The organism is Streptomyces sp. NPDC015127 (genome assembly GCF_043080095.1).
In the GTDB taxonomy this organism is placed as follows: Bacteria; Actinomycetota; Actinomycetes; order Streptomycetales; family Streptomycetaceae; genus Streptomyces.
Window position 1 is genome coordinate 322,979 of sequence record NZ_JBIBVE010000006.1, and the last position, 26,642, is coordinate 349,620.

27 protein-coding genes, 1 tRNA gene and 1 pseudogene are annotated in these 26,642 nt (G+C 69.6%); 13 read left to right on the forward strand and 16 right to left on the reverse strand.

Annotated features, from left to right (window positions below; translation table 11 throughout):
* Positions 1-174: 174 nt before the first annotated feature.
* The gene (locus ACF08N_RS14760) at positions 175-405 is read right to left on the reverse strand and encodes a hypothetical protein (RefSeq protein ID WP_392324975.1); all 231 of its coding nucleotides are present in this window, start codon (positions 403-405) and stop codon (positions 175-177) included.
* Between the two features lie 209 nt (positions 406-614).
* Complete coding sequence (locus ACF08N_RS14765; RefSeq protein WP_392324976.1) at positions 615-1,307, reverse strand: CPBP family intramembrane glutamic endopeptidase; 693 nt, start codon at positions 1,305-1,307, stop codon at positions 615-617.
* Positions 1,308-1,836: 529 nt separating this feature from the next.
* Here ACF08N_RS14765 and ACF08N_RS14770 point away from each other — a divergent pair.
* The 4 genes from ACF08N_RS14770 (at position 1,837) to ACF08N_RS14785 (ending at position 3,761) form a co-directional block, all read left to right on the forward strand.
* Positions 1,837-2,184, forward strand: a complete 348-nt coding sequence (locus ACF08N_RS14770; protein WP_392324977.1) for a hypothetical protein — start codon at positions 1,837-1,839, stop codon at positions 2,182-2,184.
* 31 nt (positions 2,185-2,215) lie between these two features.
* Positions 2,216-2,497, forward strand: a complete 282-nt coding sequence (locus ACF08N_RS14775) for a hypothetical protein (protein WP_392324978.1) — start codon at positions 2,216-2,218, stop codon at positions 2,495-2,497.
* A gap of 400 nt (positions 2,498-2,897) precedes the next feature.
* Entirely contained in the window at positions 2,898-3,212 is a 315-nt protein-coding gene (locus tag ACF08N_RS14780) for a hypothetical protein (RefSeq protein ID WP_392324979.1), read from the forward strand.
* 90 nt (positions 3,213-3,302) lie between these two features.
* A complete protein-coding gene (locus ACF08N_RS14785) occupies positions 3,303-3,761 on the forward strand; it encodes a tyrosine-type recombinase/integrase (RefSeq protein ID WP_392324980.1) in 459 nt (152 codons plus the stop codon).
* A gap of 310 nt (positions 3,762-4,071) precedes the next feature.
* On the opposite strand, the gene ACF08N_RS14790 is transcribed toward ACF08N_RS14785, so the two are convergent.
* Both ACF08N_RS14790 and ACF08N_RS14795 read right to left on the reverse strand, forming a co-directional pair.
* A complete protein-coding gene (locus tag ACF08N_RS14790) occupies positions 4,072-4,218 on the reverse strand; it encodes a hypothetical protein (protein WP_392324981.1) in 147 nt (48 codons plus the stop codon).
* A gap of 310 nt (positions 4,219-4,528) precedes the next feature.
* On the reverse strand, positions 4,529-5,305 hold the full coding sequence (locus ACF08N_RS14795) for an alpha/beta fold hydrolase (RefSeq protein ID WP_392324982.1): 777 nt from the start codon (positions 5,303-5,305) through the stop codon (positions 4,529-4,531).
* Positions 5,306-5,452: 147 nt separating this feature from the next.
* On the opposite strand from ACF08N_RS14795, the pseudogene ACF08N_RS14800 reads away from it, so the two are divergent.
* A pseudogene (locus tag ACF08N_RS14800) lies at positions 5,453-5,974 on the forward strand (site-specific integrase); the annotation flags it as partial.
* A gap of 53 nt (positions 5,975-6,027) precedes the next feature.
* On the opposite strand, the gene ACF08N_RS14805 reads toward ACF08N_RS14800, so the two are convergent.
* Positions 6,028-6,102: transfer RNA gene (locus tag ACF08N_RS14805), tRNA-Val, on the reverse strand.
* A gap of 163 nt (positions 6,103-6,265) precedes the next feature.
* Between ACF08N_RS14805 and ACF08N_RS14810 the strand changes: the two genes are divergently transcribed.
* From ACF08N_RS14810 to ACF08N_RS14830, 5 genes are all read left to right on the forward strand, one after another.
* A complete protein-coding gene (locus tag ACF08N_RS14810; RefSeq protein WP_392324983.1) occupies positions 6,266-7,042 on the forward strand; it encodes a DUF4097 family beta strand repeat-containing protein in 777 nt (258 codons plus the stop codon).
* Between the two features lie 75 nt (positions 7,043-7,117).
* Positions 7,118-8,503 (forward strand): hypothetical protein, encoded by a 1,386-nt coding sequence (locus ACF08N_RS14815; protein WP_392324984.1) that lies wholly within the window; start codon positions 7,118-7,120, stop codon positions 8,501-8,503.
* Between the two features lie 134 nt (positions 8,504-8,637).
* The gene (locus ACF08N_RS14820; RefSeq protein WP_392324985.1) at positions 8,638-9,240 is read left to right on the forward strand and encodes a DUF4383 domain-containing protein; all 603 of its coding nucleotides are present in this window, start codon (positions 8,638-8,640) and stop codon (positions 9,238-9,240) included.
* A 9-nt stretch (positions 9,241-9,249) separates the two neighbouring features.
* The gene (locus tag ACF08N_RS14825) at positions 9,250-9,474 is read left to right on the forward strand and encodes a zinc ribbon domain-containing protein (RefSeq protein WP_392324986.1); all 225 of its coding nucleotides are present in this window, start codon (positions 9,250-9,252) and stop codon (positions 9,472-9,474) included.
* 201 nt (positions 9,475-9,675) lie between these two features.
* Entirely contained in the window at positions 9,676-10,029 is a 354-nt protein-coding gene (locus tag ACF08N_RS14830) for a VOC family protein (protein WP_392324987.1), read from the forward strand.
* Positions 10,030-10,184: 155 nt separating this feature from the next.
* Here ACF08N_RS14830 and ACF08N_RS14835 read toward each other — a convergent pair whose 3' ends face one another.
* The 3 genes from ACF08N_RS14835 to ACF08N_RS14845 are packed head-to-tail and all read right to left on the reverse strand — an operon-like array spanning position 10,185 to position 14,577.
* Positions 10,185-10,988, reverse strand: coding sequence for an HAD family hydrolase (locus ACF08N_RS14835; protein WP_392324988.1), 804 nt, complete (start codon positions 10,986-10,988; stop codon positions 10,185-10,187).
* Positions 10,985-13,414: a phosphoribosyltransferase gene (locus tag ACF08N_RS14840; RefSeq protein WP_392324989.1), complete on the reverse strand. Its 2,430-nt coding sequence runs from the start codon at positions 13,412-13,414 to the stop codon at positions 10,985-10,987. The genes ACF08N_RS14835 and ACF08N_RS14840 overlap by 4 nt, the downstream gene beginning before the upstream one ends.
* Entirely contained in the window at positions 13,411-14,577 is a 1,167-nt protein-coding gene (locus tag ACF08N_RS14845; protein WP_392324990.1) for an HpcH/HpaI aldolase/citrate lyase family protein, read from the reverse strand. Before ACF08N_RS14845 ends, ACF08N_RS14840 begins: the two co-directional genes overlap by 4 nt.
* 203 nt (positions 14,578-14,780) lie before the next feature.
* Between ACF08N_RS14845 and ACF08N_RS14850 the strand changes: the two genes are divergently transcribed.
* On the forward strand, positions 14,781-15,635 hold the full coding sequence (locus ACF08N_RS14850; protein WP_392324991.1) for a TerD family protein: 855 nt from the start codon (positions 14,781-14,783) through the stop codon (positions 15,633-15,635).
* Positions 15,636-15,690: 55 nt separating this feature from the next.
* Here ACF08N_RS14850 and ACF08N_RS14855 read toward each other — a convergent pair whose 3' ends face one another.
* From ACF08N_RS14855 to ACF08N_RS14880, 6 genes are all read right to left on the reverse strand, one after another.
* A complete protein-coding gene (locus ACF08N_RS14855; RefSeq protein ID WP_392324992.1) occupies positions 15,691-16,428 on the reverse strand; it encodes a Tellurium resistance in 738 nt (245 codons plus the stop codon).
* A 111-nt stretch (positions 16,429-16,539) separates the two neighbouring features.
* Positions 16,540-17,682 carry a DUF475 domain-containing protein gene (locus ACF08N_RS14860; RefSeq protein ID WP_392324993.1) on the reverse strand — a complete coding sequence of 381 codons (1,143 nt, stop codon included), beginning with the start codon at positions 17,680-17,682 and terminating at the stop codon, positions 16,540-16,542.
* A 71-nt stretch (positions 17,683-17,753) separates the two neighbouring features.
* A complete protein-coding gene (locus ACF08N_RS14865) occupies positions 17,754-18,329 on the reverse strand; it encodes a TerD family protein (RefSeq protein ID WP_365990301.1) in 576 nt (191 codons plus the stop codon).
* Positions 18,330-18,420: 91 nt separating this feature from the next.
* Positions 18,421-18,996 carry a TerD family protein gene (locus tag ACF08N_RS14870; RefSeq protein WP_392324994.1) on the reverse strand — a complete coding sequence of 192 codons (576 nt, stop codon included), beginning with the start codon at positions 18,994-18,996 and terminating at the stop codon, positions 18,421-18,423.
* A gap of 158 nt (positions 18,997-19,154) precedes the next feature.
* Entirely contained in the window at positions 19,155-19,613 is a 459-nt protein-coding gene (locus ACF08N_RS14875; protein WP_392324995.1) for a peroxiredoxin, read from the reverse strand.
* A gap of 159 nt (positions 19,614-19,772) precedes the next feature.
* Positions 19,773-20,204, reverse strand: a complete 432-nt coding sequence (locus ACF08N_RS14880) for a DUF3052 domain-containing protein (RefSeq protein ID WP_392324996.1) — start codon at positions 20,202-20,204, stop codon at positions 19,773-19,775.
* 477 nt (positions 20,205-20,681) lie between these two features.
* Between ACF08N_RS14880 and aceE the strand changes: the two genes are divergently transcribed.
* Entirely contained in the window at positions 20,682-23,429 is a 2,748-nt protein-coding gene (aceE, locus tag ACF08N_RS14885; protein WP_392324997.1) for a pyruvate dehydrogenase (acetyl-transferring), homodimeric type, read from the forward strand.
* 63 nt (positions 23,430-23,492) lie between these two features.
* Positions 23,493-24,254 (forward strand): potassium channel family protein, encoded by a 762-nt coding sequence (locus ACF08N_RS14890; protein ID WP_392324998.1) that lies wholly within the window; start codon positions 23,493-23,495, stop codon positions 24,252-24,254.
* A 211-nt stretch (positions 24,255-24,465) separates the two neighbouring features.
* Here the strand turns inward: ACF08N_RS14890 and ACF08N_RS14895 are convergent, their stop codons facing one another.
* The gene (locus tag ACF08N_RS14895) at positions 24,466-24,834 is read right to left on the reverse strand and encodes a peptidase inhibitor family I36 protein (RefSeq protein ID WP_392325062.1); all 369 of its coding nucleotides are present in this window, start codon (positions 24,832-24,834) and stop codon (positions 24,466-24,468) included.
* A 155-nt stretch (positions 24,835-24,989) separates the two neighbouring features.
* Complete coding sequence (locus ACF08N_RS14900) at positions 24,990-26,612, reverse strand: MFS transporter (protein ID WP_392324999.1); 1,623 nt, start codon at positions 26,610-26,612, stop codon at positions 24,990-24,992.
* Positions 26,613-26,642: the final 30 nt, after the last annotated feature.

The following is a 26,642-nucleotide window of genomic DNA, read 5'->3' on the forward strand; positions in this document are numbered from 1 at the left end:
TATTTCAGCCGATTTGTGATATTTATACATGATCGCTTATTAGCTCGAACATGCTAGCGGACAAGTGGGTTGCGCGATCACGAGTACGCCAAATAGAGCGGTGCCCCTTTGCCCGCGGCCCGGGACTGGGCCGTGCGGGCGGCTGTGCGGACGGGAGGGCGGGTGCCGGGGCTGTCAGGCTGGGCGAGAGCCCTCCCGGGCGGCCTTCAGCACGGCTTGCTCCATCTCGAACCTGTCCGCGCCCGTCGCCGCCGCATACTCGCTGATCGCGTTCTGCACCACAGCCGCCGCCTCCACCCACGGCCGCCAGGCTTCGGGGCTGTAGCCGGCCGCCGCCGCCGCATCGCGCGCTCGATTCACCTCGCGCTGCAGTTCGATCAGGGATTCGGGGAGTTCGTCAGCCACGCTTGGATCGTACGACCGCCTCCGCGTCCACTTCCCCGCCGTCGACCCACGACGGCAACAGGGCAGGCCACCGGGCTGCGCAGCGCAGTCCAGGGGCAGCTGTGCCGGGGGGCCGACGGCTGGACGGTGCCTGTGGCGAGCGCTGTTTACCCGTACGAAGGTATGTCGCTACGAGCGCCAGTGCGCCGTCGATGCACCGGCGTGCGCCGTCAGGCCCACCAGCGACTCGCCGCCCAGGCGAGCGCGTAGCCCAGACTGTTGAGGGCGCAGTGCAGCGCCACGGGTGGGATGAGGCTGCCGGAGCGGCGGCGGAGCTCGCAGAAGAGCACACCGGCGAGGGCGGTGCCGGCGACCGCCGCTGTCACGGACAGGGCGACGCCGACCTGGCCGGCTCCGAAGACCGCTTGCGCCGCCTCGTTCGCGCGCGTGAGCCCGCGTGCCGGCTGTACGTGCCAGAACCCGAAGAGCACCGAGGAAGCGACGGTCGCCCATACAGGCCCCCACCGTCGCCGAACCATGGCCCACAACACGCCGCGAAATGCGATCTCCTCAAGCAGCACCGTGCCGAGCGGTACGCGGACCAGCACGCGGTACACCAGCTCTCCGGGAGACAGGCCCGCGGCCCGCTCGTCCTGAAATGCCTCCCGGGTGAACGGCAGGGCCAGGCCCACCAGATAGACCACGAGAACGGCTCCGGCCAGGACCAGGCCCCAGCGCAGACCGCGGCGGGCCACGCCTCTGCCGAGCCCCAGATCGTCCCAAGTGAGGCCGGACCGGCGGGCCATCAGGACAAGCAGCACGGCCGTGACTACACAGACCGGCACGTACCAACCGGGTGCGAGCAGGGCGTTGAGTACGTTCGCGGCCGCGAGCACCGCGACGGCCAAGAGCAGCATCCACATGGCCGCACAAGGATCGCCGACGTTCGCGACGCGCGACCAGCAACGCGCCGTTCCACGGAGCGCCGTCTCAGGCGCGTGCTTGTCCTTGGACCGGTCTGCCTCTCGCCTGCTGTGATGGTCCGACAGGCGTCTGGGCTCGTCCGCCGCTGTGCGTCGCCGTTGTCACGCAGTTGGACACACAATGCTGCCGCTCGCGACAGAGCCAGATGTGCCACCGTCAGAAGTCTCGCCGATTCAGACGGCAGTGACTTTTCCCTGAAGTGATCCGCCAGTGGTGCACACAACTTCGTACTCGGTGGTGCACCCATGCGAGTGCACGGACGAAGCTGCAGCGGATCAGCCACGCCACAGGCGCTGTCCAGGTGGCAGGACTGACCCGAATGAGTGATGGTGGTGGAGGTGTGCTCGTCCAGGCGTCGCGGCAGACCATCCACGACCCCGGGGACGGACGCCCAGTTGGTACTTCTCTCGGCCTGACGCAAGCCGGCTTCGCATATGGCGAGCCGCCGACACCGAGGAAGGAAGACTCATGCAATCGTTCAAAGATGCCGTGCGGGCAGCTCTGGCGGCCGCAGTACTGGGAGTCTCGGCCCTCACCGCACTGTCCGTCGCCGGAAGCGCAGAAGCGGTGCCGGGCAAGTACTGCGGATCGGACAGTGTCTACGGGCTTGCCGTGTTCGGCAGCGGCAGCACGTCGTGTTCCACCGCTCTGGAAGTCGCCAATGCCTATCAAGCGCGCAGTTCAGGCGGCTCCCAGGTGACCGTCCGCGTCGACGGGACCGCTTGGACCTGCCAGGAGCAGCAGGGCGACCCCAATCCGTTCTACAGGTGCGTGGCCACCGCCGATTCGAACCGGTGGGTCGAGCTTACGTCGTAGTCGTCAGCGCCCTTCCGTTCGGAGGTCTCCCATGGACTCTCTACGCCTGCTCGCCGGCGCGGCCGCGGCCGCCCTGGCCTTCGCTCTCCCTTCAGCAGCTCACGCGGCGCCGGCCGTCACGCCGGGCGATTGCCACAAGGCGAGAGCGGTCGCCGAGATGGCGGAGAAGGACTACCAGGACATGGTGAAGTGGTACAAGGGCCTCATCGCCCAAGGCGGGCACCCGGGCACCATCGGAGAGCAAGCGGTGGCCGATGCCGAGGCCGATCGCGACAGGACGGCGTCCCAGGCACAGCGCATCTGCGGCCCGTGAACGCCTGGTGTTTCCTTGTGAGCCGCGGAAGGCCCGCAAGCCTTCCGCGGCCACTGCGTCGTGACCGCGAGCCACACCGCCGAGGTGGTGCGGTGCTCGACGTGGCGGACGAGGTTGCCGTGGGGCGTTGCTCCACCGGGGTGGCGGTCAGGCCGTGAGGAAGGGCGTGCGGTGCTCGTTCCAATGGGTGATCCGGGCCCGGATGTCGCGTTCGAGGGCCTGGGCCACGTGCCGGCCGTTTCACCTCGTAGAAGCAGACGGGCCTTGCCGGAGATCCGTGGTGTCTCGTCATGAGAATGGACCTGTCGTCCCATTTTCGGAGAACACGGGCGCACCCAAAACCCGGTTAACTTGCTGGAAGTCTTCGACCTGAAAGCCAGGAAGAAGGGAAGGCTGGAGCATGGCTACGTTTCAACTGCTGGGGCTAAAGTGCTATGAGACCACGGACGGAGCTGGGGCCGATCAGGTGCAGATATACTTCAACGACGAGGTGATGTTTTACGATGGCGATATGGGAGAGGGGGATGAGTGGGAGCTAAATGATTCAAGGGAATTCACAGGCTCTGAAAAAGTATGGGTAAGGGAAATCGATTCGCTAAGCGATCATGAGCTCATCGGATCCTTCTTCGTCAACGCCGCCAACCCGGGCGAGCAGACCGTGACGCTGACGGGCGACGATTCCCATTACGACCTCCGCTACAGGGTTGATGCCTGACGGCGACCGTTAGTCGTCGATAGTGTGCAGACCGGGTTCCGGCTCGGGTGTGGGTTGTGCGGCGGACTGCGCCGTGGAGAGATCCTTGGCTTGCGCTGGTCGGACATCGATCTGGAGCGCCGCACGCTCACCGTGCGGAATCAGCCAGCGGGTGCAGAAGGAGCTGTACGAGGACACGACGAGAACCGCCGGCCCCGCGTCATCCCGATCCCGCTGATGTGTGTGGCTCCGCTTCGCTGGCAGCGCCCGCGGCAGTCTGCGCAGCGTCTCGCGGCCGGGCACGGCTGGCACGACAGCGAGTACGTGTTCACCACTCGCACGGGGCGTCCGGTGGAGCCGAGGAATCTCAGCCGGTCCTGCGAGCGCATCGCAGACGACACGAGGCTGCCCCGCATCCGGCTGCACGACGCCCGGCATGGATGCGCCACGCTGCTGTTCGCCGCGGGGGTGCCATCGCGAGTGGTGATGGACATCCTTGGGCATTCACAGATCGCCGTGACGATGAACATCTACACCCATGTGTCGGACGACGGACGACAACCGGCGTGAGGCGATGGGCCATATGGACGGGCTCTTGCGACGTCCCCGCCGGACAATCTGAGGGACTGCCGTCAATTCCTACGTCAACGCCCCCGCAGCGGATCGCTGCGGGGGCGTTTCGGCTGGTGGGCGCGGACGGTTTCGAACCGCCGACATCTGCTTGGTAAGTTCGATCGCGGAGCTGATCTTGCCTGCGGAGCGTGCTCGGACTGCCGTCGTTGAGTCAGCGGCGGATGTCAGTGCGCGAAAAGCGTGACCCTGGGGACAAACGCCACGCTCGGGCGGGCCGTGCTCCCGGAGCTGTGCGGTGATCCACTTGTCACGAATTCTCGGTGAAGCGGACGGACCAGGCGTAACCGCTCAAACCGTCGTGCGGGACCCGCCGGACTTCTCTGACCTGGCAACCGTCGTGGGCATACTTGCGGGCGAACCGGTCGAGGCGTTGCGCGTCGTTGAGATCCTCCATGGACAGCGGTGCTCCGAGGACGAGGTCTTCGTGAAGGACTATGCCCGTCGCGGCACCGTCCGAGCAGGCCGAGCAATGATGCGTTTTGGGTAGGGCCATACGATCAGTGTCCTTCATGCCCCGCGTTCACAGCGCAAATGACGGCGCTGCGGCTCGCCACCGCTCCGAGGGTAATGCCGGCGCCCGAGGCGATCACCATCAGGTGAGTTGGTCACCCTGGCCTTGTACTTCACTGCCGGGGGCATGTGAACGCCGGGCAGCTGTCACGCTCGCATCGCATCTGATGTGGGGCGACCTTTGATAGCAACTCCTAGCGGCCGAGGAACCTCTCGACCACTGTCGCCAGGGCCTCCGGGCTCTCATCCGGGGCGAAGTGGCCGGCGTCGTCGAAGACCTCGAGTTCGGCGTTCGGATACCACTGCAGCCAGGTGGACCGCATGGTGTCTGGGCCCATCGCCGGGTCGTTCGCACCGGCCACGACAAGAACCGGGGTCGGATTTCCCTCGACCCGCTCGTGGATGTCGGAGCCGCGGGTCCAGGATTCGAGGTACGAGCGCAGGGCCGCCGACGAGGAGCGTTCCGAGCCACTCACTCTGGCGTCCAGCCACGCATCGTCGTGCTGACTGCCGGTGGTGACGTCGAAGATCGTCCTGCGGTTGCCGGAATCCTCCACGGCCCCGACGAACAGCTCCCACATCTCCCCTTCGAGCGGGAACCCGGACGCGGGCACTGGCGAGATGCCGACGATCGAGCGGACCCGCGAGGGGGCGTCCAGCAACATCAGCTGGGACGCTTTGCCACCCATGGAGTGACCGATGACTGAGAAGGTGTCCCAGCCCAGGTCGTCGGCCACGGCGAGGGCGTCCGCCGCGACCTCCTCCATCGTGTACGTGCCGGGGGTGTCCATCGCCTCGCCGTACCCACGGCAGTCCACGAATGCGTAACTGAACGCGCTCTCGTCCAGGTACCGCCGCAGATGGCCGAAACTCGACCTGTCGCTGAGCCAGTGGTGGAGTGCGAGGACCCGCTCCGGACCGCTGCCCTGTACTTCGTACGGAATTACGCGTCCTGCTGCATCACGTGTCACAACGTTGCGTCTCCCCCTCCGGGCCGGGCTCGGAATCCCGTCGGCTTGAGACTTCGCCACAACGGCGGAGCAGCGCGAGCGGGCGACCGAAGGCGTCGCAGGCCAGACGAATCCAAATCGAGACGTGATAGCCGTCGCCGTGGCCCCCTCGACGAAACGCTCGACTTCCTGACCGCCGCCGCAAGGACCCGCTGTACGCGGCCTTTCGTGCTCGCGATCGCTCTCGGGTTCCGCCGTGGGGAGGTCGTCGGCCTGCGTTGGGAGAACAGCGACCTCGACAGGCGCGAGATCAGGGTGCGGACTCAGCGGCAGTGGGTCCGCGGCGAGGTCTACGAGGACGATCCCAAGGGGCGGCGCCGGAAGCAGACTCTGTCTCTCCCCGCGATCTGCGTTGCGCCCCTGCGTTGGCAGCGTCTGCGGCAGGCAGCTCAACGGGAGCGCGCTGGTGTCGACTGGCAGGGGCTACGTCTTCACGACGCGCACGGGCAGCCCATCGAGCCGCGGAACCCTGCTGACCGCGGCCGGAGTCGCTCCTCGCGTCGTGATGGAGATCCTCGGGCATATCAGATCGCGATGACGATGAACGTCTATACGCACGTCGTCCAGGACACGCAGCGCGAGGCCGTCAGCCACATGGACCGGCTGCTCGGGAGGCGTCCCCGGTCGTGACCAGAAGTAGATGTCAAAGGCCCCCAGCCATGATCGGCTGGGGGCCTTTGTACTGGTGGGCGCGGACGGTTTCGAACCGCCGACATCTGCTTTGTAAGAGCAGCGCTCTACCCCTGAGCTACGCACCCGTGGATGAGGCCACAGCCTACATTGCGCACACCCCCCACCTCCAAACCCGCCAGGCCTGGGGCTAGCCCCACCCCGAGGCGGTGGGCCGCCGCATCGAAAGCCGCGGGCCGCGCTCGTAGCGTGGCCTGCATCAGCCGGAGACCTCCTGGGGGAACGATCGCCATGCCCGTCATCCGTCATCGCCGTACCCGTCTCGTGCCCGCCGCGGCCGGGGTCCTCGTCGCCGTTCTCGGGGTCAGCGGGTGCGGGAGCGCCGATGCCGGGGAGGCTCCGGTGGAGCGGAAGGCGTTCGTGTTCGGCGGGAAGGCGCTGACCATCGACGCCGACGACTCCGTGCTCGAGATCGTGCCCGCCGACATCGACGACGTGCAGGTCACCCGGCAGGTCGACGGGTGGGTGGTGTTCGGCTCAGGGCCCGAGGCCTCGTGGGGGATGCGGGACGGGACGCTGACGCTGAAGGTGACCTGTGAGGCCGTCGCCGGCGACTGCGAGGCGCGGCACACCGTCAAGGTGCCCCGCGGCGTCGCCGTCACCGTCGACGACGACAACGGGAGCGTCACCGCCGAGGGCTTCACGACCGCCCTGAAGATCACCTCCGACAACGGCAGCGTGACCGTGCGCGACTCCAGCGGGCCGCTCGCGTTGTCCAGCGACAACGGCAGCATCGTCACGGAGCGTGTCACCTCCAGGACCGTCACCGCCACGTCCGACAACGGCTCCGTACGGCTCGGGCTCGCCGCCGCGCCCGAGCGGGTCGACACCGTGAGCGACAACGGGCGGATCGACATCGAGCTGCCGGCCTCCGGCGCGCCGTACGCCGTCACGGCCAGGAGCAGCAACGGCGAGGTGGACGTCGCCGTGCCCACGGACGACGACAGCGGTCACGTCGTCACGGCACGCAGCGACAACGGGAAAGTGGTGGTGCGCAGCGCGAACTAACAGGCCCGTGTGTTCGTCCTTCTGGTGGGAGTATTGACCGGAACGGGCACGGTGGACACGGCACGGGAGAGGCATGTGACGGCGAGACACGCGCGGCCGCACCGCAGGGACCGAGCGAGCGCCGTCCGGGACGTGCGGGATGCCCTCGCGCTGGTGCTCCTTCCCCTGCCGCTCCTCGCCGCCGTACTGCCCGCGGCCTTCGCCGGGGGCGGGACGCGGCGCTGGTTCGGCGGGCGCGGCGGCGAGAGCCAGCGGGCCGGTGCGCAGGCCGCGAAGGACGCGGCCGCCGCCGCGTTCTACGAGCTGGACACCGCCCAGCGCGATCTGCGGATCTCGATCGAGACGATCAGCGCCGTGGACAGTTCGCCGGGCGCCCGCCGCGCGGTCGACGACTTCGCCGCGCTGGGGCGCCGAATCGACGAGGTGAGCCACGCGTACATCACCGCCGTCGACGCGCACGACCTCGACCGGGACGATCTGGAGGCGTCGGTCGCCGCCCAGGCGCGTGGGGAGCTCCACCGGGCCAAGGACGAGCTCGTACGGGTCAAGGGTGAGCTCGACCGGTTCGCGCAGGGGCTCGGGCCGCTGCTCGACAAGGCCGAGACGCAGCTCGCCCGGCTCGCGCCCGCCGTGGAGCGTGCGCGACAGGCGCTCCTTTCCGCGAGCAATGCTCTCGATTCGGTGCGCGGCTCCGGACTGAGAGCGGACGATCTCGCCGGCCGGCTCGCCGCCCTCGGCCCCGAGCTGACCAAGCTGAACGAGGGCGCCGGCCGGCACGGCGTCACCGACACCCTCCAGCGCGCCGACCGGGTGCTGCGCGACGCCGAGGACGTACGGGCCGAGGCCGAGCGGCTGCCCGAGCGCGCCGCCGAGATCGACCGGCGTCTGGTGTCGCTGCGCACCCGCGCCGAGGCCCTGAGGAACCGCGCCGAATCCGTCGGGCCCGTCCTCAGCGAGCTGCGTCGCCGCTTCTCGGCGGCGTGCTGGCAGGACCTCCAGCCCGTTCCGGAACAGGCCGCTGTGACCATCCGCCAGGCGGAGGAGAAGCTGAAGGAGGCCGGCAAGGCGCGCGAGGAGCAGCGCTGGCCCGACGCCACCGCCCTGCTCAGCACGGTCCGCGCCCTGCTCAACGCCACGGACGAGGCCGTGTCGGCGGCCGGGGGACGTCTCCAGCGGCTCAATGCCGTCGCCAAGGATCCGCAGCAGGAGATCGAGCGGACCCGGTTCGCCATCCGTGACGCCCAGCGGCTGGCCATGACCGGCCGCAGCACCCCCGACCCGGGCCATGCCCGTCCCCTGGACGATTCGGTCGCGCGTCTGGAGCGGGCGATCTCCGGGCTGGAGGGCCGCCACCCCGACTACTGGCACTTCCTCCAGGAGACGGAGGCGGTGCGGCGTACGGTCGCGCACGTGGTCGAGCAGATCCGCGAGGAGCGCGGCGGCGGGGGCCGGCCGACCTGACGGCCGGACCGGCCCCCCAAGCGCCCGCTCCCCGGCCCGGGCCCGCCCCCGCCCCCGGCCCCGGGCTTGTAGCGCCCGCGCCCCGGGCGGATCCTGAAAGCCGGAGTACGCGTACGTACGAAGGAGGCCGGACGATGGCCGCAGGACACGTACCGCATCCGAGAACCGGAGCCCCGGCCCGCCACCGCACCCGCATCAAGCTCGACGAGCATCTGCCCGTCGACCACCGTCTGAGCCGCTTCTACCGCGTCGGCGCCGGTCTGATGGGTCTCCTGCTCGTCGCCTTCGGCATCCTCGGGCTGATCGACCGCATCGGCTTCTTCGACACCCGCGGGGACACCGTCGCCGGGCTGAACACCAACGGCGCGCTGAGCGTCCTGTCCATCGGCGTCGGGCTGCTGCTCTTCGTCGGCATGATCGTCGGCGGCAACTTCGCCTCGACCCTCAACATGGTCCTGGGCCTGCTCTTCATCGCCAGCGGGTTCGTCAACCTCGCCCTCCTGGACCGCAGCTTCAACCCGCTCGCCTTCCGCATCCAGAACGTGATGTTCAGCTTCGTGGTGGGCGTGATGCTGATGTTCTTCGGGATGTACGGGAGAGTCAGCGCGACCCTGCCGCACGACAACCCGTACTGGAAGGCGCGCCACCCGGAGGAGGCCGAACGCGAACAGCGGGCCGAGCGCCGCCGTGAACTCGGTGAGCGGCGGCCGCAGCCACCTCTCCACGGCCCCCGGTAACCTGAGCGCATGCCTCGCTATGAATTCCGCTGCCGGTCCTGTGACGACACGTTCGAGGTGAGCCGGCCGATGGCCGAGTCGTCCGCACCCGCCAGCTGCCCGGCCGGTCACGACGACACCGTCAAGCTGCTCTCGGCGGTCGCCGTGGGCGGCACGACGTCCGCGGGACCGGCGCCGAGCGCCGGTGGCGGGGGCGGCGGCGGTGGGTGCTGCGGCGGCGGTTGCTGCGGCTGACGGCAGACGGCCGGGGGCGACCATGCCCCGGTACGCCTCGCGGGCCCGCCCCGGCGCTCTGCGACATGTGCAGGTGGCGTTCGCCGTTGACGGCGTCCGTCATCTCGGCGCGGCTCGTGGTCAGTTGGGTGATGCGTTCAGCCCGATGGGTGAGGCCGGAGCGCCTGTTCTTCCAAGCTCTGGCAGGTCTAAGCTCGGCGGATGACCTTGGAATGGGAACAGGTAATCGTTCACTCGGAAGATCCGGTGGCCTTGGGGCAGTGGTGGGCCGAGGCACTTGGCTGGGTCGTGGTCCACTCCTCCGATGAGGAGTTCGAGATCCGCCCGGAGCCGGATCGGCTGCCGGGGTTGGACTTCGTCCGGCTCGACGAGAGCAAGAAGGCCAAGAGCCGACTGCACCTGGACTTCAGGCCTGATGACCAGGACGCCGAGGTGGCTCGTCTGGTGGCTCATGGCGCGCAGCGTGTCGACATCGGCCAGGGTGATCATTCGTGGGTCGTTCTGGCAGACCCCGAAGGCAATGAGTTCTGCATCCTCGGCCAGCGGCGTCCGTAAGGCTCCCACCTGGGTGGGGGCGATGGTGAAGCATTCGGGGTGCGCGGCGCGGACGTAGCGGATCGCGGTGTGCGAGGTGATGCCGAACAGGCGCATCAGCGCGCACGGGGGCGGGGGCGCGCAGGGGGTGGGCCCTTGCGCGCCCCCGCACCCGGTTACGGTCGAGCCGCGCCGAACCGGCGCAGGATCTCCTCGCCCGCCGCCACGCCCACCTCGGGCAGCGTCTCCACGTGGGGGGCCGTCCAGCCGGCTTCGGCCAGTTCGCCGTGGCCGGGACGCCAGGCGCGGTCCGCGCACAGCAGGAGGTCCGCGTCGAGCAGGGAGTCGCCCGCGGCGAGGGTCAGGCGGGCGCCGGTGCGGCGGGCCACCTCGCGGACCGCCGCGCTCTTGGTGAGCGGCTTGGGAACCGCGTAGATCTTGCGGCCCTGGAGGGAGACGGACCAGCCCCGCTCCTCCGCCCAGCCGCTCAGGTCCTTGACCCAGCCCTCGGGCAGCAGCGCACGCTCGACGACGAGGTAGGCGAACAGGTCCTCCGCGACGCGTTCCTTCCTGAGCCAGGTCGGGTCGGACGTGGCCGACAGGTGGGCGCGGATCTCGGTCAGGGGCGCGCACTCGTCGGCGAGCCGCACAGCGACGGACTCGCGCCAGTCGCCGTCGCTGACGCCGTCGACGAGCAGATGCCCGCCATTGGCGCAGATCGCGTACCGCGGCGCGGCGCCGGGGAGGCTGATGCGCTGGTACTGCTTGCGGGTGCGGGTGGTCGTGGGGACGAAGACGGTGTCCTCGGTGAGGCGGGCGAGGAGGCCGGCCGCCGTCTCGGTCATGTACGACAGGGGCTTGCGCTCGTGCACCTCGACGCAGAGCAGCCGGGGCGCCTCCGCGTCGGGCATGGTCAGCGCGAGGGCCGCGTTGGAGTAGATCAGCGTACGGTCGAGGTCGCTGGCGACGAGAATGCTCACTGGCCCGTCACCGCCCTGCCGTCGGCGCCGGTGGCGCCCCGCGTGTACTTCGGGTGGATCAATCCCACGCAGGTGTAGGGGAGTTCGTCGACCTCCTCGACCGGCACGCCCCGCTGCTCGGCGAGCAGCCGTACGTGGTCGAGGTCGGCGCCCGCGCCGCGCTTGGCGAGGATCTTCCAGGGGACGCGGCGCAGCAGCACGCGCGTGGTCTCGCCGACGCCGGGCTTGACGAGGTTCACGTCGTGGATGCCGTACTCCTCGCTGATCCGCTCGACGGCCGCCCAGCCCTCCCAGGTGGGTGCGCGGTCGGCGGCCAGCAGCTCCTTGACGTCGGCGTCGACCGCGTCGGCGACCTCGTCGAAGCGGGCGGCGACGGTGTCGAGGAAGTGCCCGGAGACGTCGGCCGAGGCCAGTTCGCGGTAGAACTTCGCGCCGTGGAAGTCGTCCGGTCCGACCAGGTCCGCGCGGAGCACGGTGCGGGATATGAGGCCCGAGACGGTGGAGTTGAGGCAGGCGGAGGGGATGAGGAAGTCCTCGCGGGTGCCGTACGTGCGCACGCAGCCGCCCGGGTCGGCGAGGACCGCGATCTCGGGGTCGAAGCCGTCGAACGCGCGCAGCGCCTCGGCCAGTTCGCGGGTGATGGCGCCCTTGCCGGTCCAGCCGTCGACGAAGACGACGTCGGCCGGGTCGTGGTGGGCGGCGAGCCAGCGCAGCGCGTTGGCGTCGATGCCGCGGCCGCGCACGATGGACACGGCGTAGTGCGGGAGGTCGAGGCCGTGCCGGTGCTGTGCCCAGCGGCGCATCAGGACGCCGACGGGCGTGCCGGCGCGGGCGAGGGACACCAGGACGGGGCGGGGCGACCTCTCGGCGAGGACGGTCTCGGTGACGGTGCCGACGGCTCGCGCGATCCGGGCCGCGGACGTCTCCAGCGCGGCCTTGAACAACTGCTGGTACTGCTCGCTCGGCTGGTACTCGACGGGCAGCGACTCGGCGTAGTGCGCGCCGCCGCTCTGGATGGCCTCCTCGCGCTCCTCCGTCGGCGCCTCGAGCTCCACGTCCGAGAGGTCCTGGAGCAGCCAGCCGACCTCCTCGGGCGCGTAGGACGAGAAGTCGGGTCCGCGGAGCGGCTCGGGCAGCATGGAGGCCCTTTCGTGGGCGACAGGGGGTACGTAGGACGGGACCACCGCCAGCACGACGCGCGGCGTGTGCGCGGCGAGCTGTGCGAGCAGCCCGTCGGGAGCGTGCAGTTCGGGGGTGTCGGCCGTCGAGTCGACGACGGCGACCACCGCGTCGAAGCCGCCGCCCGCCACGTTGTAGGCGTAGCGCTCGCCGGGGCCGTCGGCGGGGTCGTCGTGGGCGGGGAAGGCGAGCCGGGTCCGTATCGCGTAGCCCGGGTCGTCGACGGCGAGGACGGGCGAGCGGGTGGTGGTGGAGTAGCGCACGTCGGGCACGGTGCCGGCGGACTCCAGGGCGACCGCGAGGCGCAGCGGCGCGTACATCAGCTCCTCGAAGCCGAGGACGAGCACGCGGCGGGCGGGGCCGAGGGCGGCGGCCAGGGTGTCGACCATGGCCGGCAGGGCGGCTTCGAGGGCGGCCCGGTGTCCGGGGGTGAAACCGTGGCGTCCGCCGTCGGGGACGCCGGCGGGCCAGTCCAGGTCGATCCGGGTGGGGGCCGTGCCCGCCGTCGGGGCGGGGGCGCCGGCCGTGCGCTCGTGCTCCGCGACGAGCGCCTGGCCCTTCTCCAGGACGCCCTCCGGCAGGCGGACGGTGCCCGAGGCGAGGGACACCAGGTCGATGCGCGCGCCGATCTCGTCCGCGAAGGCGGTGAAGCGCCGCCGGTCCCGCTCGGCCCGCATGTCCACGAGCGCGACGATCACGTACCGCGTGCGCGGGAAGCGCTCGTGCAGGTCGCGGATGGTGTTGAGGACGGTGTTGCCCGTGGAGAACTCGTCGTCGACGAGGATCAGCGGCCCGTCGCCCGCCAGCAGCCGCGGGTCCTCCGGCAGCAGCAGGTGCGTGGTGGCGTGCGAGTGGGACTCCTCGAAGCCGCCTGCGCGGGCGACGCCGTCGACGGGGCGACGGGTGGAGTGCAGATAGGGGGCGAGGCCCACGCCGTCCGCGACGGAGTGGCCGAGACCGGTCGCGGTCTCCGCGTAGCCGAGGACGACGGCGCGGCGCGACGCGGCGTCGCCGAGCAGCCCGCGCACGCGGCGGCCGAGGTCGTACCCGCACTGCCAGACCACGCGCGGGTTCTGCGGCACGTGCTTGCCCAGCACGTTGGACACCAGCAGGTGCGCCCGCTTGGGGTTGCGGCGCAGGGCGAGGCCCAGCAGCTCGGGCAGCCGTTCGTCACCGTCGATCTCGACTCCGAGCCTGTCGGCGACCCAGCTTCCCGACCACACCACGCTGTCCCTCTCCTCGGTCATGAGTCCGCGACTCCCGCCCGCAGCAGGTCCACGAAGCCGATGTCCTCCTTGGTGACGCCGAAGACCTCGGCGCGCTGGAGTGTCCGCTCCGCCCAGGCGCGGTGCGGCTTCACCTCGTTCATCTTGTTCGTGTACGCGGAGCGCAGCACGCCGCCGCCCCCGCGCTCGGGCCGCAGGATGTCGCACGCGTCGCTGTACTCCTCGTGGCTGACCACCGACAGGGCGTGGACGGGCAGCACGTGGGAGGGATGGATGCAGGTCTTGCCGAGCAGCCCGTTGGCCCGGTCGAGCTCGATCTCGCGCAGGAGGCCGTCCATGTCGTGCTCGATGAGCGCGGTGCGCAGCTCCTCGGCGCGCCCTTCGAGGAAGGGGCTGCGGCGCAGCTGGGGCTTGAACATGCGCTCCTGGGCGGGGAAGTACTCCCACACCGGGCCGGTGATGGTGAAGCCGGTGCCGTCGGAGCGGCCGAGCACGTTGACCACGTCGGCGATGACGGACGTGACGATCCGGACGTCGTACGCCGTCATGTCGGGCGAGCGGCGCAGGCCGTACGCGGAGCAGAAGTCGGTGACGCCGAGGCGCAGCGCGAGGACACGATCGCGATACTTGTCGACGGTCCGGGAGATGCCGACGAGCGTGTCGGTCCTGCTCTCCAGGTAGAGCAGCTCGGGCGACTCCAGGACGGGCATCGCGAACAGCCGGCGCCCGCAGGCGCCCTCGGCGGTGGCGAGTGCCTCCAGGAAGGGGACGCCGCGCTCCTCGGTGAACTTGGGCAGTACGAATCCGGTCAGCGCCCGGACCGCGGGTCCCAGGCGCTTCACGAGGTCGGTGATCTGCTCCGGGAAGCGGACCCTGATGAACAGCAGCGGCAGCTCTCCGCCGCGCGCGTCGAGGTCGGCGAACTGGCGGACCAGGTTGGCCTCGGCCGCTTCCACCTCGGCGTCGTCGATGGAGTCCTCCAGGCACAGCACCATGGACACGACGCCCCGGCCGGCCTGCTTGACCACGTCGTCGGCGAGCCGCGGGCGGGTGGCCGGGCTGTAGAGCGTGGCCCCGAGGGCGGCGGCGAGCATCCTGGCCGGCGAGCCGGCGTCGAACTCGCCCGGCTGCTGGTGGAAGAGTCTTGCCTGGACCGCGGGCGGGATCTGCCCGAAATGACGCATCTATGTCCCCCGTACTGCCTCGATGACCCCGACAACATGTGGCCGGTAATAGTACGTAAGCGCGGGTGTCAGGAGTTCCCCATGCGCATGAAATCCAGGTAACTCGACCGCTTCGCACCGGTGTCGCCCGACCTGCCGGACAAGGACCGGCATGCGCCGCGAACAGGCACCCGCGTTGTCCCGGGTGCCCTCGGGCAGGCAGGATGACGGGCATGACGCACGCGATGCTGAAGGGCTCGAACGTCCCTCTCGATGCCACGGCCGTACGGGCCGTGCTGCGCTGGACCCCGGGCACCGGGATCCCGGACGTGGACGCATCGGCGCTGCTGCTCGGCGCCGGCGGCCGTGTGCGCTCCGACGAGGACTTCGTCTTCTACAACCAGCCGCGCCACCCCTCGGGTCTGGTGCGGCGGCTGCCGAAGAAGCGGATCGACGGGCATCTGACGGACACCGTCGAGGCGGATCTGGGGGCACTGGACTCCTCCGTCGATCAGGTCGTGATCGCCGCCTCCTCCGACGGCGGCACCTTCGAGCATGTACGGGATCTGCGCATACTGCTCCACGACGCGGCCGTGCCCGCCGGGGAGCCGCTGGCCGTCTTCGACGTGAAGCCGGAGACCGGCGAGGAGACGGCGATCATCTGCGGCGAGCTGTACCGGCGCGGTGAGGGCTGGAAGTTCCGCGCGGTGGCGCAGGGCTACCCGACCGGTCTCGTGGGGCTCGCGACCGCGTTCGGCATCTCGGTGGACGAGGCGGAGGCGGCCGCCGAGCCGTCCGCCGAGCCCTCCGCGGAGCCTTCCGCGGAGCCGGAGGCGCGGACACACGCGGCCCCGCCCCTGCCGGCACAGCCCGCACCCACAGCCGCGCCCGCGTACGGCTATCCGCAGTCGGATGCGACGCGGCCCGCGTACGGCTACCCGCAGACCGCCCCGCCCCCGCCGCAGACCGCGCCGCCCGCCTCCGGGTACGGCTATCCGCAGCCCGCTCCCCTGGCCGCGCACGCGCCCGACCCGAACTTCCGACTGCCTCCCATGGGCCCGCAGTTCCTGCGGCCGTAGCCGCGGGCCCCGGCGCGGGACGCTCACCCGCGCACCGGCCGCGGCCCGCTCGCGGTCAGACCCGGCTCTTGTAGCCCCGGCCCCACTGCAGGCCCCATCCGTACAGCCGGTCGAGCTCTGCCTGGAAGCCGTACACGAACTTCACCTCGCGGCGCACCATCAGCTCTCCCTTGACGTTCTCGACGGAGAACACCGCGCAGGAGCGGGCCTGAGGCGCTCTCTCGTCGAGCTCGATCTCCACGCGGGGGCCGTTGCTCGGGTAGAGCGTGCAGTGCGCGTGCGTGCGGTCGAAGGCGGGCGTCTGGTCGTAGATGTAGACGAAGAAGAGCAGGCGCTTGATCTCGTCGCGGTGGTCGAGGTTGACGTAGATCGTCTCGCCGGAGGGGGCGCCGAAGCGGTCGTCGCCGCTGAGGCGCACGTACGGCGGTTCGTTCAGGCTGCCGAAGAAGCTGCCCAGCGGCTGCACCACGCCCTTGCTGCCGTCACTCAGCTCGTACAGGCAGCCGAGGTCCAGGTCCACGTTGACCACGCCCTGGGTGTGGGCCTGGACCACGTCGGGCTGGAAGAGCTTGAAGGGGTGGCGCAGGAGCCGGCCGGCCTGGCGCGAGCGCCCCTCGATGTCGGAGGTGCGCATCCGCCAGGAGAGGTTGACGCGCAGATTGCCGGTGGCCGCGCCCTGCTTGGTGAGCGAGACCGTCGGGCGCCGTTTGGTCAGCTCTATGGAGTTGGTGGCGGCGCTGCCGGAATCGAACTGCACCGCGCTCCCCCGAAACAGGTTGTCCCAGAAGGCCATGCCCCACCCCACACTCGGTCGTCCGGTCCCCGCGTCATGTCGCGGGGCGGTCCCGAGGCTCGAGAACCTCGTGACCGCCCCGTTCAGAGCGTTCCCTCCTCGCGGAGGGTGTCACACCCCGGACGACACTCCGGCTTTGTCGCCCGAGTCAGCTTTGCCCTCGGCGTCGTGGATCGCCTTGTTGCGCCGGAGCGAGGACCAGAAGGAGGCGGCGATCAGGAACACACCGACGAGGCCGGTGATGACCTCGCTGATCTCGTGCTGGATGGTGATGAGCAGGATGACCGCGAGCGCGCCGATCGCGTAGTGCGCGCCGTGCTCCAGGTAGACGTACTCGTCCAGAGTGCCCTGGCGGACCAGGTAGACGGTGAGCGACCGGACGTACATCGCGCCGATGCCGAGGCCGAGCGCCATCCAGAAGATGTGGTTGGTGATGGCGAAGGCGCCGATGACGCCGTCGAAGGAGAAGGACGCGTCGAGGACCTCCAGGTACAGGAAGAGGAAGAACGCCGCCTTGCCGGCCAGGCCGACCGCGGAGACCGGCTTGCCTTCCTTCTTGGCCTGCTCCTCCTCCTCGTGCTCGCGCTCCTCCTCTTCCTCCAGCTTGTCCTCGAAGTAGCCGGACAGGCCGCCGACGACCAGGTAGGTGATCAGGCCGGCGACGCCGGAGAGGAGCACGGTGGCCGACTTGTCGGCGTACCCGGTGCTGGTGTGCGCGTGGGTGGCGAAGGTCATGGCGGTGACCATGAGGACGATCAGCGCGATGCAGACCGAGAGCATGTCGACCTTGCCGAGCTTGGCCAACGGGCGCTCCAGCCAGGCCAGCCACTTGTGGTCGCGCTCCTCGAACATGAAGTCCAGGAAGATCATCAGCAGGAACATGCCACCGAACGCGGCGATGGCCGCGTGCGCGTCGGTGACGAGGTCCTCGTACCGACCGGGGTTGTCCATGGCGAGCTGGACCGCTTCGATCGGTCCGACCTTGGCGCTGATGGCGACGATGACGACGGGGAAGACCAGCCGCATACCGAAGACGGCGATCAGAATGCCGATGGTCAGGAAGATCTTCTGCCAGAAGGCATTCATCTTCTTGAGGATCCCGGCATTGACGACCGCGTTGTCGAAGGACAGCGAGATCTCGAGGATCGACAGGATCAGTACGATCCCGAACGCCTCCCAGCCCCACTGCCAGGCGGCGAATGCGAGGCCGAGCGCCGTGACGGCGAACGACCAGCCGAAGGTTTTCAGAACCACTGGCTACCCAATCGTGTAATTGTCCCCCGGGCGATGCCTGAGGGAGGGTCTCCCCCGCGCCGCACGCGGCTTTACGAAACGTTGACCCCGAAGTCTAGAGCGATGCCTCGCAGCCCCGACGCGTACCCCTGTCCTACGGCCCGGAACTTCCACTCGCCCCCGTACCGGTAGAGCTCGCCGAAGATCATCGCGGTCTCCGTCGAGGCGTCCTCGCTGAGGTCGTAGCGCGCGAGCTCCTGACCGTCGGCCTGGTTGACCACGCGGATGAAGGCGTTGCTGACCTGGCCGAAGGTCTGGCCGCGGTTGTCCGCGTCGTGGATGGAGACCGGGAAGACGATCTTGTCGACCGTGGCCGGCACCTTGGAGAGGTCCACCAGGAGCGACTCGTCGTCGCCGTCGCCCTCACCCGTGAGGTTGTCACCGGTGTGCTCGACGGAGCCGTCGGGGCTGGTGAGCTGGTTGTAGAAGACGAACCACTCGTCGCCGAGCACGCGGCCGTTCTGGCAGAGCAGGGCACTGGCGTCGAGGTCGAAGGGCGCTCCGGTGGTGGAGCGTGCGTCCCAGCCGAGCCCGACGAGGACCTGTGTGAGGTTGGGTGCGGCCTTGGAGAGGGAGACATTGCCTCCCTTGGCGAGCGTGACGCCCATGATGGTGAGTCCTCCCCTGGTGGGCTTTGTTGCGAGGCACGTCCGGCGCCGCACCTGAAGGAGTGCGGCGCCGGACATGGACGTGCTTGGCTCAGACGTTCACGCCGAAGTCCTGCGCGATGCCGCGCAGGCCCGAGGCATAGCCCTGGCCGACGGCACGGAACTTCCACTCCGCGCCGTGCCGGTAGAGCTCGCCGAAGACCATCGCCGTCTCGGTGGACGCGTCCTCGGAGAGGTCGTACCGGGCGATCTCGGCGCCGCCGGCCTGGTTCACGACGCGGATGAACGCGTTGCGGACCTGGCCGAAGGACTGCTGACGGGTCTCGGCGTCGTAGATCGACACCGGGAAGATGATCTTGTCGACGTCGGCGGGGACACCGGCCAGGTTCACCTTGACCTGCTCGTCGTCGCCCTCGCCCTCGCCGGTGAGGTTGTCCCCGGTGTGCTCGACCGAGCCGTCGGCGCTCTTCAGGTTGTTGAAGAACACGAAGTCCTGGTCATTGCGGACCTTGCCCTCTCCGTTGACCAGGATGGCACTGGCGTCGAGGTCGAAGTCCGTGCCGGTGGTGGTACGGACGTCCCAGCCGAGACCGACGGTGACGGCGGTCAGGCCAGGGGCCTCCTTGGTCAGCGAGACGTTGCCGCCCTTGCTGAGGCTGACTCCCACGAGTCCCTCCATTGGATGTCCAGGGGCAGCGCCCCCGTCGTGCGTTGCTGTTGGGATCAACGAAAGGATCCTAGTGACCGGTTCCCGGCCGCTGTGCTATTTCCGGGCGATCCCCGGGAAACCCCTGCGGGTCGCCGGGGGCCGGCCCGCCCGGCGGGTCAGAGCGCGCCGAGAGCCGTGACGTAGTCGTTCAGGTCACGGGCGTCGGGCAGGGCGTTGACCACGGTCCAGCGCACGATGCCCTCCTTGTCGATGATGAAGGTGCCGCGCACCGCGCAGCCCTTCTCCTCGTCGAAGACGCCGTAGGCCCGGGACACCTCGCCGTGCGGCCAGAAGTCGGAGAGCAGCGGGTACTCGAGGCCCTCCTGCTCGGCGAAGACGCGCAGGGTGTGGATGGAGTCGTTGGAGACCGCGAGGAGCTGGGTGTCGTCGTTGACGAACGTGGGCAGCTCGTCGCGCAGGGCGCACAGCTCGCCCGTGCACACGCCGGTGAAGGCGAAGGGGTAGAAGAGGAGCACCACGTTCTTCTCGCCGCGGAACTCGGAGAGCGTGACGGTGCGCCCGTGGTTGTCCTTGAGCGCGAACTCCGGAGCCTTGTCACCGACCTCGATGGCCATGGAAATCGCATCCCTTCTGTGAGCCGATCAGGTGAACGACCACCCTACGCAGAGCGCGCGGGCACCATGCGCGAGGCCCCCGCCGACGGAAAGTCGGCGGGGGCCTCGCGATGCTGTCGGATCTCACCTCGGCGCTGCGGCCGGCGCTTCCTCTCGCGGCTAGCGCTTCTTCGCCGCCGCCTTCGGCGTCACCAGGCGGGTGCCCGCCCAGTCCTTGCCGGCGCTGATGCTCTTGGTCTGCGACAGGCCCGAGGTGGTGGCGGCCTCGCCGATGTCGCTGGGCTCGACGTAGCCGTCACGACCGGTCTTCGGCGTCAGCAGCAGGATCTGACCGCCTTCCTCCATGTACGCGATGGCATCCACCAGCGCGTCGGTCAGGTCCCCGTCGTCCTCGCGGAACCAGAGCACCACGGCATCGGCGACGTCGTCGTATTCCTCGTCGACGAGCTCGGTGCCGGTGACCTGTTCGATCGCCTCGCGGAGCTCCTGGTCGACGTCCTCGTCGTAGCCGATCTCCTGGACCACCTGGTCGGGCTGGAAACCCAGCCTTGCGGCCAGGTTCGTCTCCGCGTGGTCCGCGGTCGCGCTCACGGCTTGCCTCCTGATCTTGTTTCTTTGGGAATGCCTTAGGCCACGCGCGTACGCGTGGCATTGGCCGTAGTCCACACGGGCGGGACGGATCGCGCAAGTACCCGGCCGTACGGACCGCCGAAACGGTGACGTTTGCGGCCGTCTCGGCGCAACTCCAGGCAGCGCCCGATGAGCCGTGCGTAAAGGCGGCCGAACGTTTTGACCGCCTTCGCGGCATATCTACCCTCGATCCCCCAATCGGAACCGAACGGTCGAACGGAACACATGGACGGGTTGAGCGTATGGTTGCGATTTGGCCGGGCCGGTACCCCGGGTCGCGGCCCGATGTCATGAAGTCCGAGGGTTACCCCTCGGTAGAGATGACGTACGCCTCCCTGCGGTACACGATGGAGGCGGTGCGACAGCTTCCCCGACATCACGTCAGCGCGTCTTCCCGTCATCTCGTCGCGGCAGACCCCCGAACAGCGAAGGAATAGCGTGGCTTCCGGATCCGATCGCAACCCGATCATCATTGGCGGCCTTCCCAGCCAGGTCCCGGACTTCGATCCTGAAGAGACCAAGGAGTGGCTGGACTCCCTCGACGCAGCCGTCGACGAGCGGGGCCGCGAGCGTGCCCGCTACCTGATGCTCCGTCTGATCGAGCGGGCCCGCGAGAAGCGCGTCGCCGTGCCCGAGATGCGCAGCACGGACTACGTCAACACCATCGCCACCAAGGACGAGCCGTTCTTCCCCGGCAACGAGGAGATCGAGCGCAAGGTCCTCAACGCGACCCGCTGGAACGCCGCGGTGATGGTCTCCCGCGCACAGCGCCCCGGCATCGGCGTCGGCGGCCACATCGCCACGTTCGCGTCCTCCGCCTCTCTGTACGACGTGGGCTTCAACCACTTCTTCCGCGGCAAGGACGACGGCAAGGGCGGCGACCAGATCTTCTTCCAGGGGCACGCCTCCCCCGGTATCTACGCCCGGGCGTTCCTGCTGGACCGGCTCTCCGAGCAGCAGCTCGACGCGTTCCGCCAGGAGAAGTCGAAGGCGCCCCACGGTCTGTCCAGCTACCCGCACCCGCGGCTGATGCCGGACTTCTGGGAGTTCCCGACCGTCTCTATGGGCCTCGGCCCCCTCGGCGCGATCTACCAGGCGCGGATGAACCGCTACATGGAGGCCCGCGGCATCGCCGACACCTCCGACTCGCACGTGTGGGCCTACCTCGGCGACGGCGAGATGGACGAGCCCGAGTCGCTGGGCCAGCTGTCCATCGCCGCCCGTGAGGGCCTGGACAACCTGACCTTCGTCGTCAACTGCAACCTGCAGCGCCTCGACGGGCCGGTGCGCGGCAACGGCAAGATCATCCAGGAGCTGGAGTCGCAGTTCCGCGGCGCCGGCTGGAACGTGATCAAGCTGGTCTGGGACCGCACCTGGGACCCGCTGCTCGCGCAGGACCGCGACGGCGTGCTGGTCAACAAGCTGAACACCACCCCGGACGGTCAGTTCCAGACGTACGCCACCGAGACCGGCGCGTACATCCGCGAGCACTTCTTCGGGGACGACCACCGCCTGCGCGCCATGGTCGAGAACATGACCGACGAGCAGATCCTGCACCTGGGCCGCGGCGGTCACGACCACAAGAAGATCTTCGCGGCGTACTCGGCGGCCCGCGCCCACAAGGGCCAGCCGACCGTGATCCTCGCGCAGACGGTCAAGGGCTGGACGCTCGGCCCGAACTTCGAGGGCCGCAACGCCACGCACCAGATGAAGAAGCTGACGGTCGACGACCTCAAGCGCTTCCGCGACCGCCTGCACATCCCGATCTCCGACGCCCAGCTGGAGAACGGCGCCCCGCCGTACTACCACCCGGGCCGCGACTCGGAGGAGATCCAGTACATGCACGACCGCCGCAAGTCGCTCGGCGGTTACGTGCCCACCCGCGTCGTGCGCTCCAAGCCGCTCGTCCTGCCGGACGACAAGACGTATGCGGCTGTGAAGAAGGGCTCCGGTCAGCAGTCGATCGCCACCACCATGGCCTTCGTCCGGCTGCTGAAGGACCTCATGCGGGACAAGGAGATCGGCAAGCGGTTCGTGCTGATCGCGCCCGACGAGTACCGCACCTTCGGCATGGACTCGTTCTTCCCGAGCGCGAAGATCTACAACCCCCTCGGCCAGCAGTACGAGGCCGTGGACCGCGAGCTGCTGCTCGCGTACAAGGAGTCGCCGACCGGTCAGATGCTGCACGACGGCATCTCGGAGGCGGGCTGCACGGCCTCGCTGATCGCGGCCGGTTCGGCGTACGCGACGCACGGCGAGCCGCTCATCCCGGTCTACGTCTTCTACTCGATGTTCGGCTTCCAGCGCACCGGCGACCAGTTCTGGCAGATGGCCGACCAGCTGGCGCGCGGCTTCGTGCTCGGCGCGACGGCCGGCCGCACCACGCTGACCGGCGAGGGCCTTCAGCACGCGGACGGCCACTCGCAGCTGCTCGCCTCGACCAACCCGGGCTGCGTCGCCTACGACCCGGCGTTCGGCTTCGAGATCGCGCACATCGTCAAGGACGGTCTGCGCCGTATGTACGGCGGCGACGCCGAACACCCGCACGGCGAGGACGTCTTCTACTACCTCACCGTCTACAATGAGCCGATCCAGCACCCGGCCGAGCCGGCCGACGTGGACGTGGACGGCATCGTCAAGGGCATCCACCGCTTCCAGCGGGGCGAGCAGGGCTCGATCCCGGCGCAGATCATGGCGTCGGGTGTGGCCGTGCCGTGGGCGGTCGAGGCGCAGAGGATCCTCGCCGAGGAGTGGAACGTGCGCGCCGACGTGTGGTCGGCGACCTCGTGGAACGAGCTGCGGCGCGACGCCGTCGAGGCCGAGGAGCACAACCTGCTCCACCCCGAGGAGGAGCAGCGCGTCCCGTATGTGACGCAGAAGCTGTCCGGCGCGGAGGGCCCGTTCGTCGCGGTCTCGGACTGGATGCGCTCCGTGCCCGACCAGATCTCCCGCTGGGTGCCGGGCACGTACACCTCGCTGGGCGCCGACGGCTTCGGCTTCGCGGACACCCGCGGGGCGGCCCGCCGGTACTTCCACATCGACGCGCAGTCGATCGTGCTGGCGGTGCTCACCGAGCTGGCGCGTGAGGGCAAGGTGGACCGCAGCGTGCTGAAGCAGGCGGTGGACCGCTACCAGCTGCTCGACGTGTCGGCGGCGGACCCGGGCGCGGCCGGCGGCGACGCGTAACCGCTGTCGTACCGAGGGGGTGTGCGGGGTTCGTCCCCGCACACCCCCTTTACGATGCGCCCCATGAAGGAACGAACGGCGCAGATGCGCTGGGAAGCGCGCACCCAGGGACCGCTGCTGGGGCTCGCCGTGGCGTTCGCCGTCGCGTACGCGGTGCCGATCGTCGCGCCCGGCGCGGACGCGTGGGTGCACAGCGTGTGCACGCTGGCCGAGTGGGCGGTGTGGGCGGCGTTCGCCGGGGACTATCTCGTACGGCTGGCCCTGGCACCCGGGAAGTGGCTGTTCGTGCGCAGCCATCCGCTCGACCTGCTCGCGGTGGCGCTGCCGCTCGTGCAGCCGCTGCGGCTGCTGCGGCTGGTCTCCACGCTGCTCCTGGTGGGGCGGCGGGCCCGGATGGCCCCGCAGATCACGCTGACGACCTATGTCGGCGGGGCGGTGGTGGGGCTGATGATGTTCGGCTCGCTCGCGGTGCTGCGGGTGGAGCGGGACGCCCCCGACGGGAACATCAAGACCCTCGGCGACGCCGTGTGGTGGTCGTTCACGACGATGACGACGGTCGGCTACGGCGACCACGCGCCGACGACCGGACTCGGCCGGCTGCTGGCGGTCGGGCTGATGATCTCGGGCATCGCGCTGCTCGGTGTGGTGACGGCCAACATCGCGGCCTGGTTCATCGCCCGCTTCGAGAGGGACGACGCCGAGGAGCGGCGGCAGACCGCGCTGCTGGAGGCGCTGACGGCCGAGGTGAAGCAGCTGCGCAGGGAGGTGGCACGGCTGTCGGGCACGGAGGCGTCCGCCTCCGTGCCCGAGCAGGCTGATTCTTGAGGCTCGGTTCCCCCCCTGGCTCCGCCGGGGGGACCCCCACCGGGGCGCCTTGAGACGGCGTCGACGGTCGATCGTGCTCGACTGCTCGTTCCTCGCAGCCTCCGCGCTCCCCCTGCCTGCGGCGGGAGGTGCCCCCACTCCCTTTCGACACCGCCGCGCCCCTTCGGCTCTCCCCCTGGCTTCGCCGGGGGACCCCCACGCCGCGCTCCTCCTAGTTCTCCCAGACCTTGAACGCCCGTACGCGATAGGGCGATTCGGGCACCCACGTTCCGCCGCCGGGGTAGGTCTCGAACTCGCCCGTCTCCGCGCACTCCGCGGACTGGTACGTGGTCACCGGCCGGCCGGTCCGGTTGGCGAGCGAGGCCGCGGTGGTGCCGTCCGGCAGCGGGACGCAGCTGTCGATGTCGATGCCGGCGAGCTCGTGGGCCGCGCGGGCGCCCTGGAAACCGCTCTTCGCCCAGAGGCACAGCTCACCGGCGGCGCACGCCCCGAGGCGGGGTGGCGCCGCGGGAGCCGCGGTGGCGGCGGGTGCGAGCAGGGCGGTGGCGGCGAAGGTGGCCGCGGCAAGAGTCGTGCGCAGACGCATATGGATCAACCCCCGTGTCGTGTGGATTACTTGGCCGCAGCCTGACCCGCGGTGACACGGCCGCGGAAGGGCCCCTGTTCATGATCACCCGGATAGGCGAGAGCCCCGCCGGGGTGCCCGGCGGGGCTTCGCTGTGCACGCGGTTGACGTCAGATGTGGGCGCCGCCCGCACCGGCCTCCGCGTTCGCTCCGCGCTTGGTGAGCGTGGCGACCAGGGCGGCGACGACCGCGACGACACCGGCGACGGTGAACGCCAGGCCCATCCCGGACATGAACGTGTCATGGATGACGTCACCGATCCTGGTGACCAGATCCGGGGTCATGCCCGGCGCCTTCGCCAGCTCCGCGGGGACCGCACCGAACTCGGCGGCCTCCTCCAGCCGCGGGTCCGGCGGAACGGGGATGCCCGCGGCCTGCCAGTTGTCCGCGAACTCGGCGCTGACCTTGGAGGACATGACGGCACCCAGCACGGCCGTGCCCAGAGCGCCGCCGACCTGCATGGCCGCCTGCTGGAGGCCGCCGGCGACACCGGAGAGCTCCAGCGGGGCGTTGCCGACGATGACCTCGGTGGCACCCACCATGACCGGCGCGAGACCGAGGCCGAGCAGGGCGAACCAGAGGGACATCACGAACGTGCCGGTGCCCTCGGTCAGGGCGGTCATCCCGAACATCGCCACCGCCGTGCAGACCATGCCGCCGACGAGCGGCACGCGTGGCCCGAACTTGGCGATCAGGGCGCCCGCCAGCGGCGAGGACACGATCATCATCGCCGTGAGGGGCAGCAGCCGCAGACCGCTGTCGACCGGGCTGAGGCCCTTCACGCCCTGGAGGTAGAACGTCACGAAGAACAGGCCGCCCATGAAGGCGAAGGCCATGAGGACCATCAGGACCGTGCCCGCGGTGAGCGGGACGGAGCGGAAGAGGCCGAGCGGGATCAGCGGCTCCTTGACCTTCGTCTCCCAGAAGGCGAAGAGGACGAAGAGGAGCACCGCGCCGCCGAGGCACAGCCACGTACGGCCGCCGCCCCAGCCCCAGGACTCGCCCGCCTTGATCAGCCCGTAGACGAGCGCGCCCATGGCGCCCGACAGCAGCACGATGCCCGGGATGTCGAACGAACGCGGTGCGTTGTCGGCGCGGTGGTCCTTGAGGATCACCAGGCCGAAGACGAGGGCGACGACGCCGACGGGCACGTTGATGAAGAACACCGACTGCCAGCTGACGTGCTCGACGAGCAGCCCGCCGAGGATCGGGCCGCCCGCCGTGGAGGCGCCGATGACCATGCCCCAGATGCCGATGGCCATGTTCAGCTTCTCGGCGGGGAACGTGGCGCGCAGCAGGCCGAGGGCGGCCGGCATGAGCAGTGCGCCGAACAGGCCCTGGAACACGCGGAAGACGATGACGAGGGCGATGGAGTCGGACAGACCGATCGCCGCTGAAGCGGCGGCGAAGCCCGCGATGCCGATCAGGAACGTCTGGCGGTGGCCGAAGCGGTCGCCCAGCTTGCCCGCCGTGATCAGGGCGACGGCGAGGGCGAGCAGGTAGCCGTTGGTGATCCACTGGACCTGGGACAGGGATGCGCCGAGGTCCTTCTGGATCGCGGGGTTGGCGATCGCGACGATCGTGCCGTCGAGCGCGACCATCATCACACCGATGGCGACGGCGAACAGGGTCAGCCAGGGGTGGCCGCGCAGCCCCTTGACGGGCGCCGGGGCGGAGTCCTGGGGACCTCCGGAGTCTCTCGGCGCCTTTGCGACGGTGGTCTGACTAGTCATACAGCGAGGCTAATGTCAGCGACTGACAGT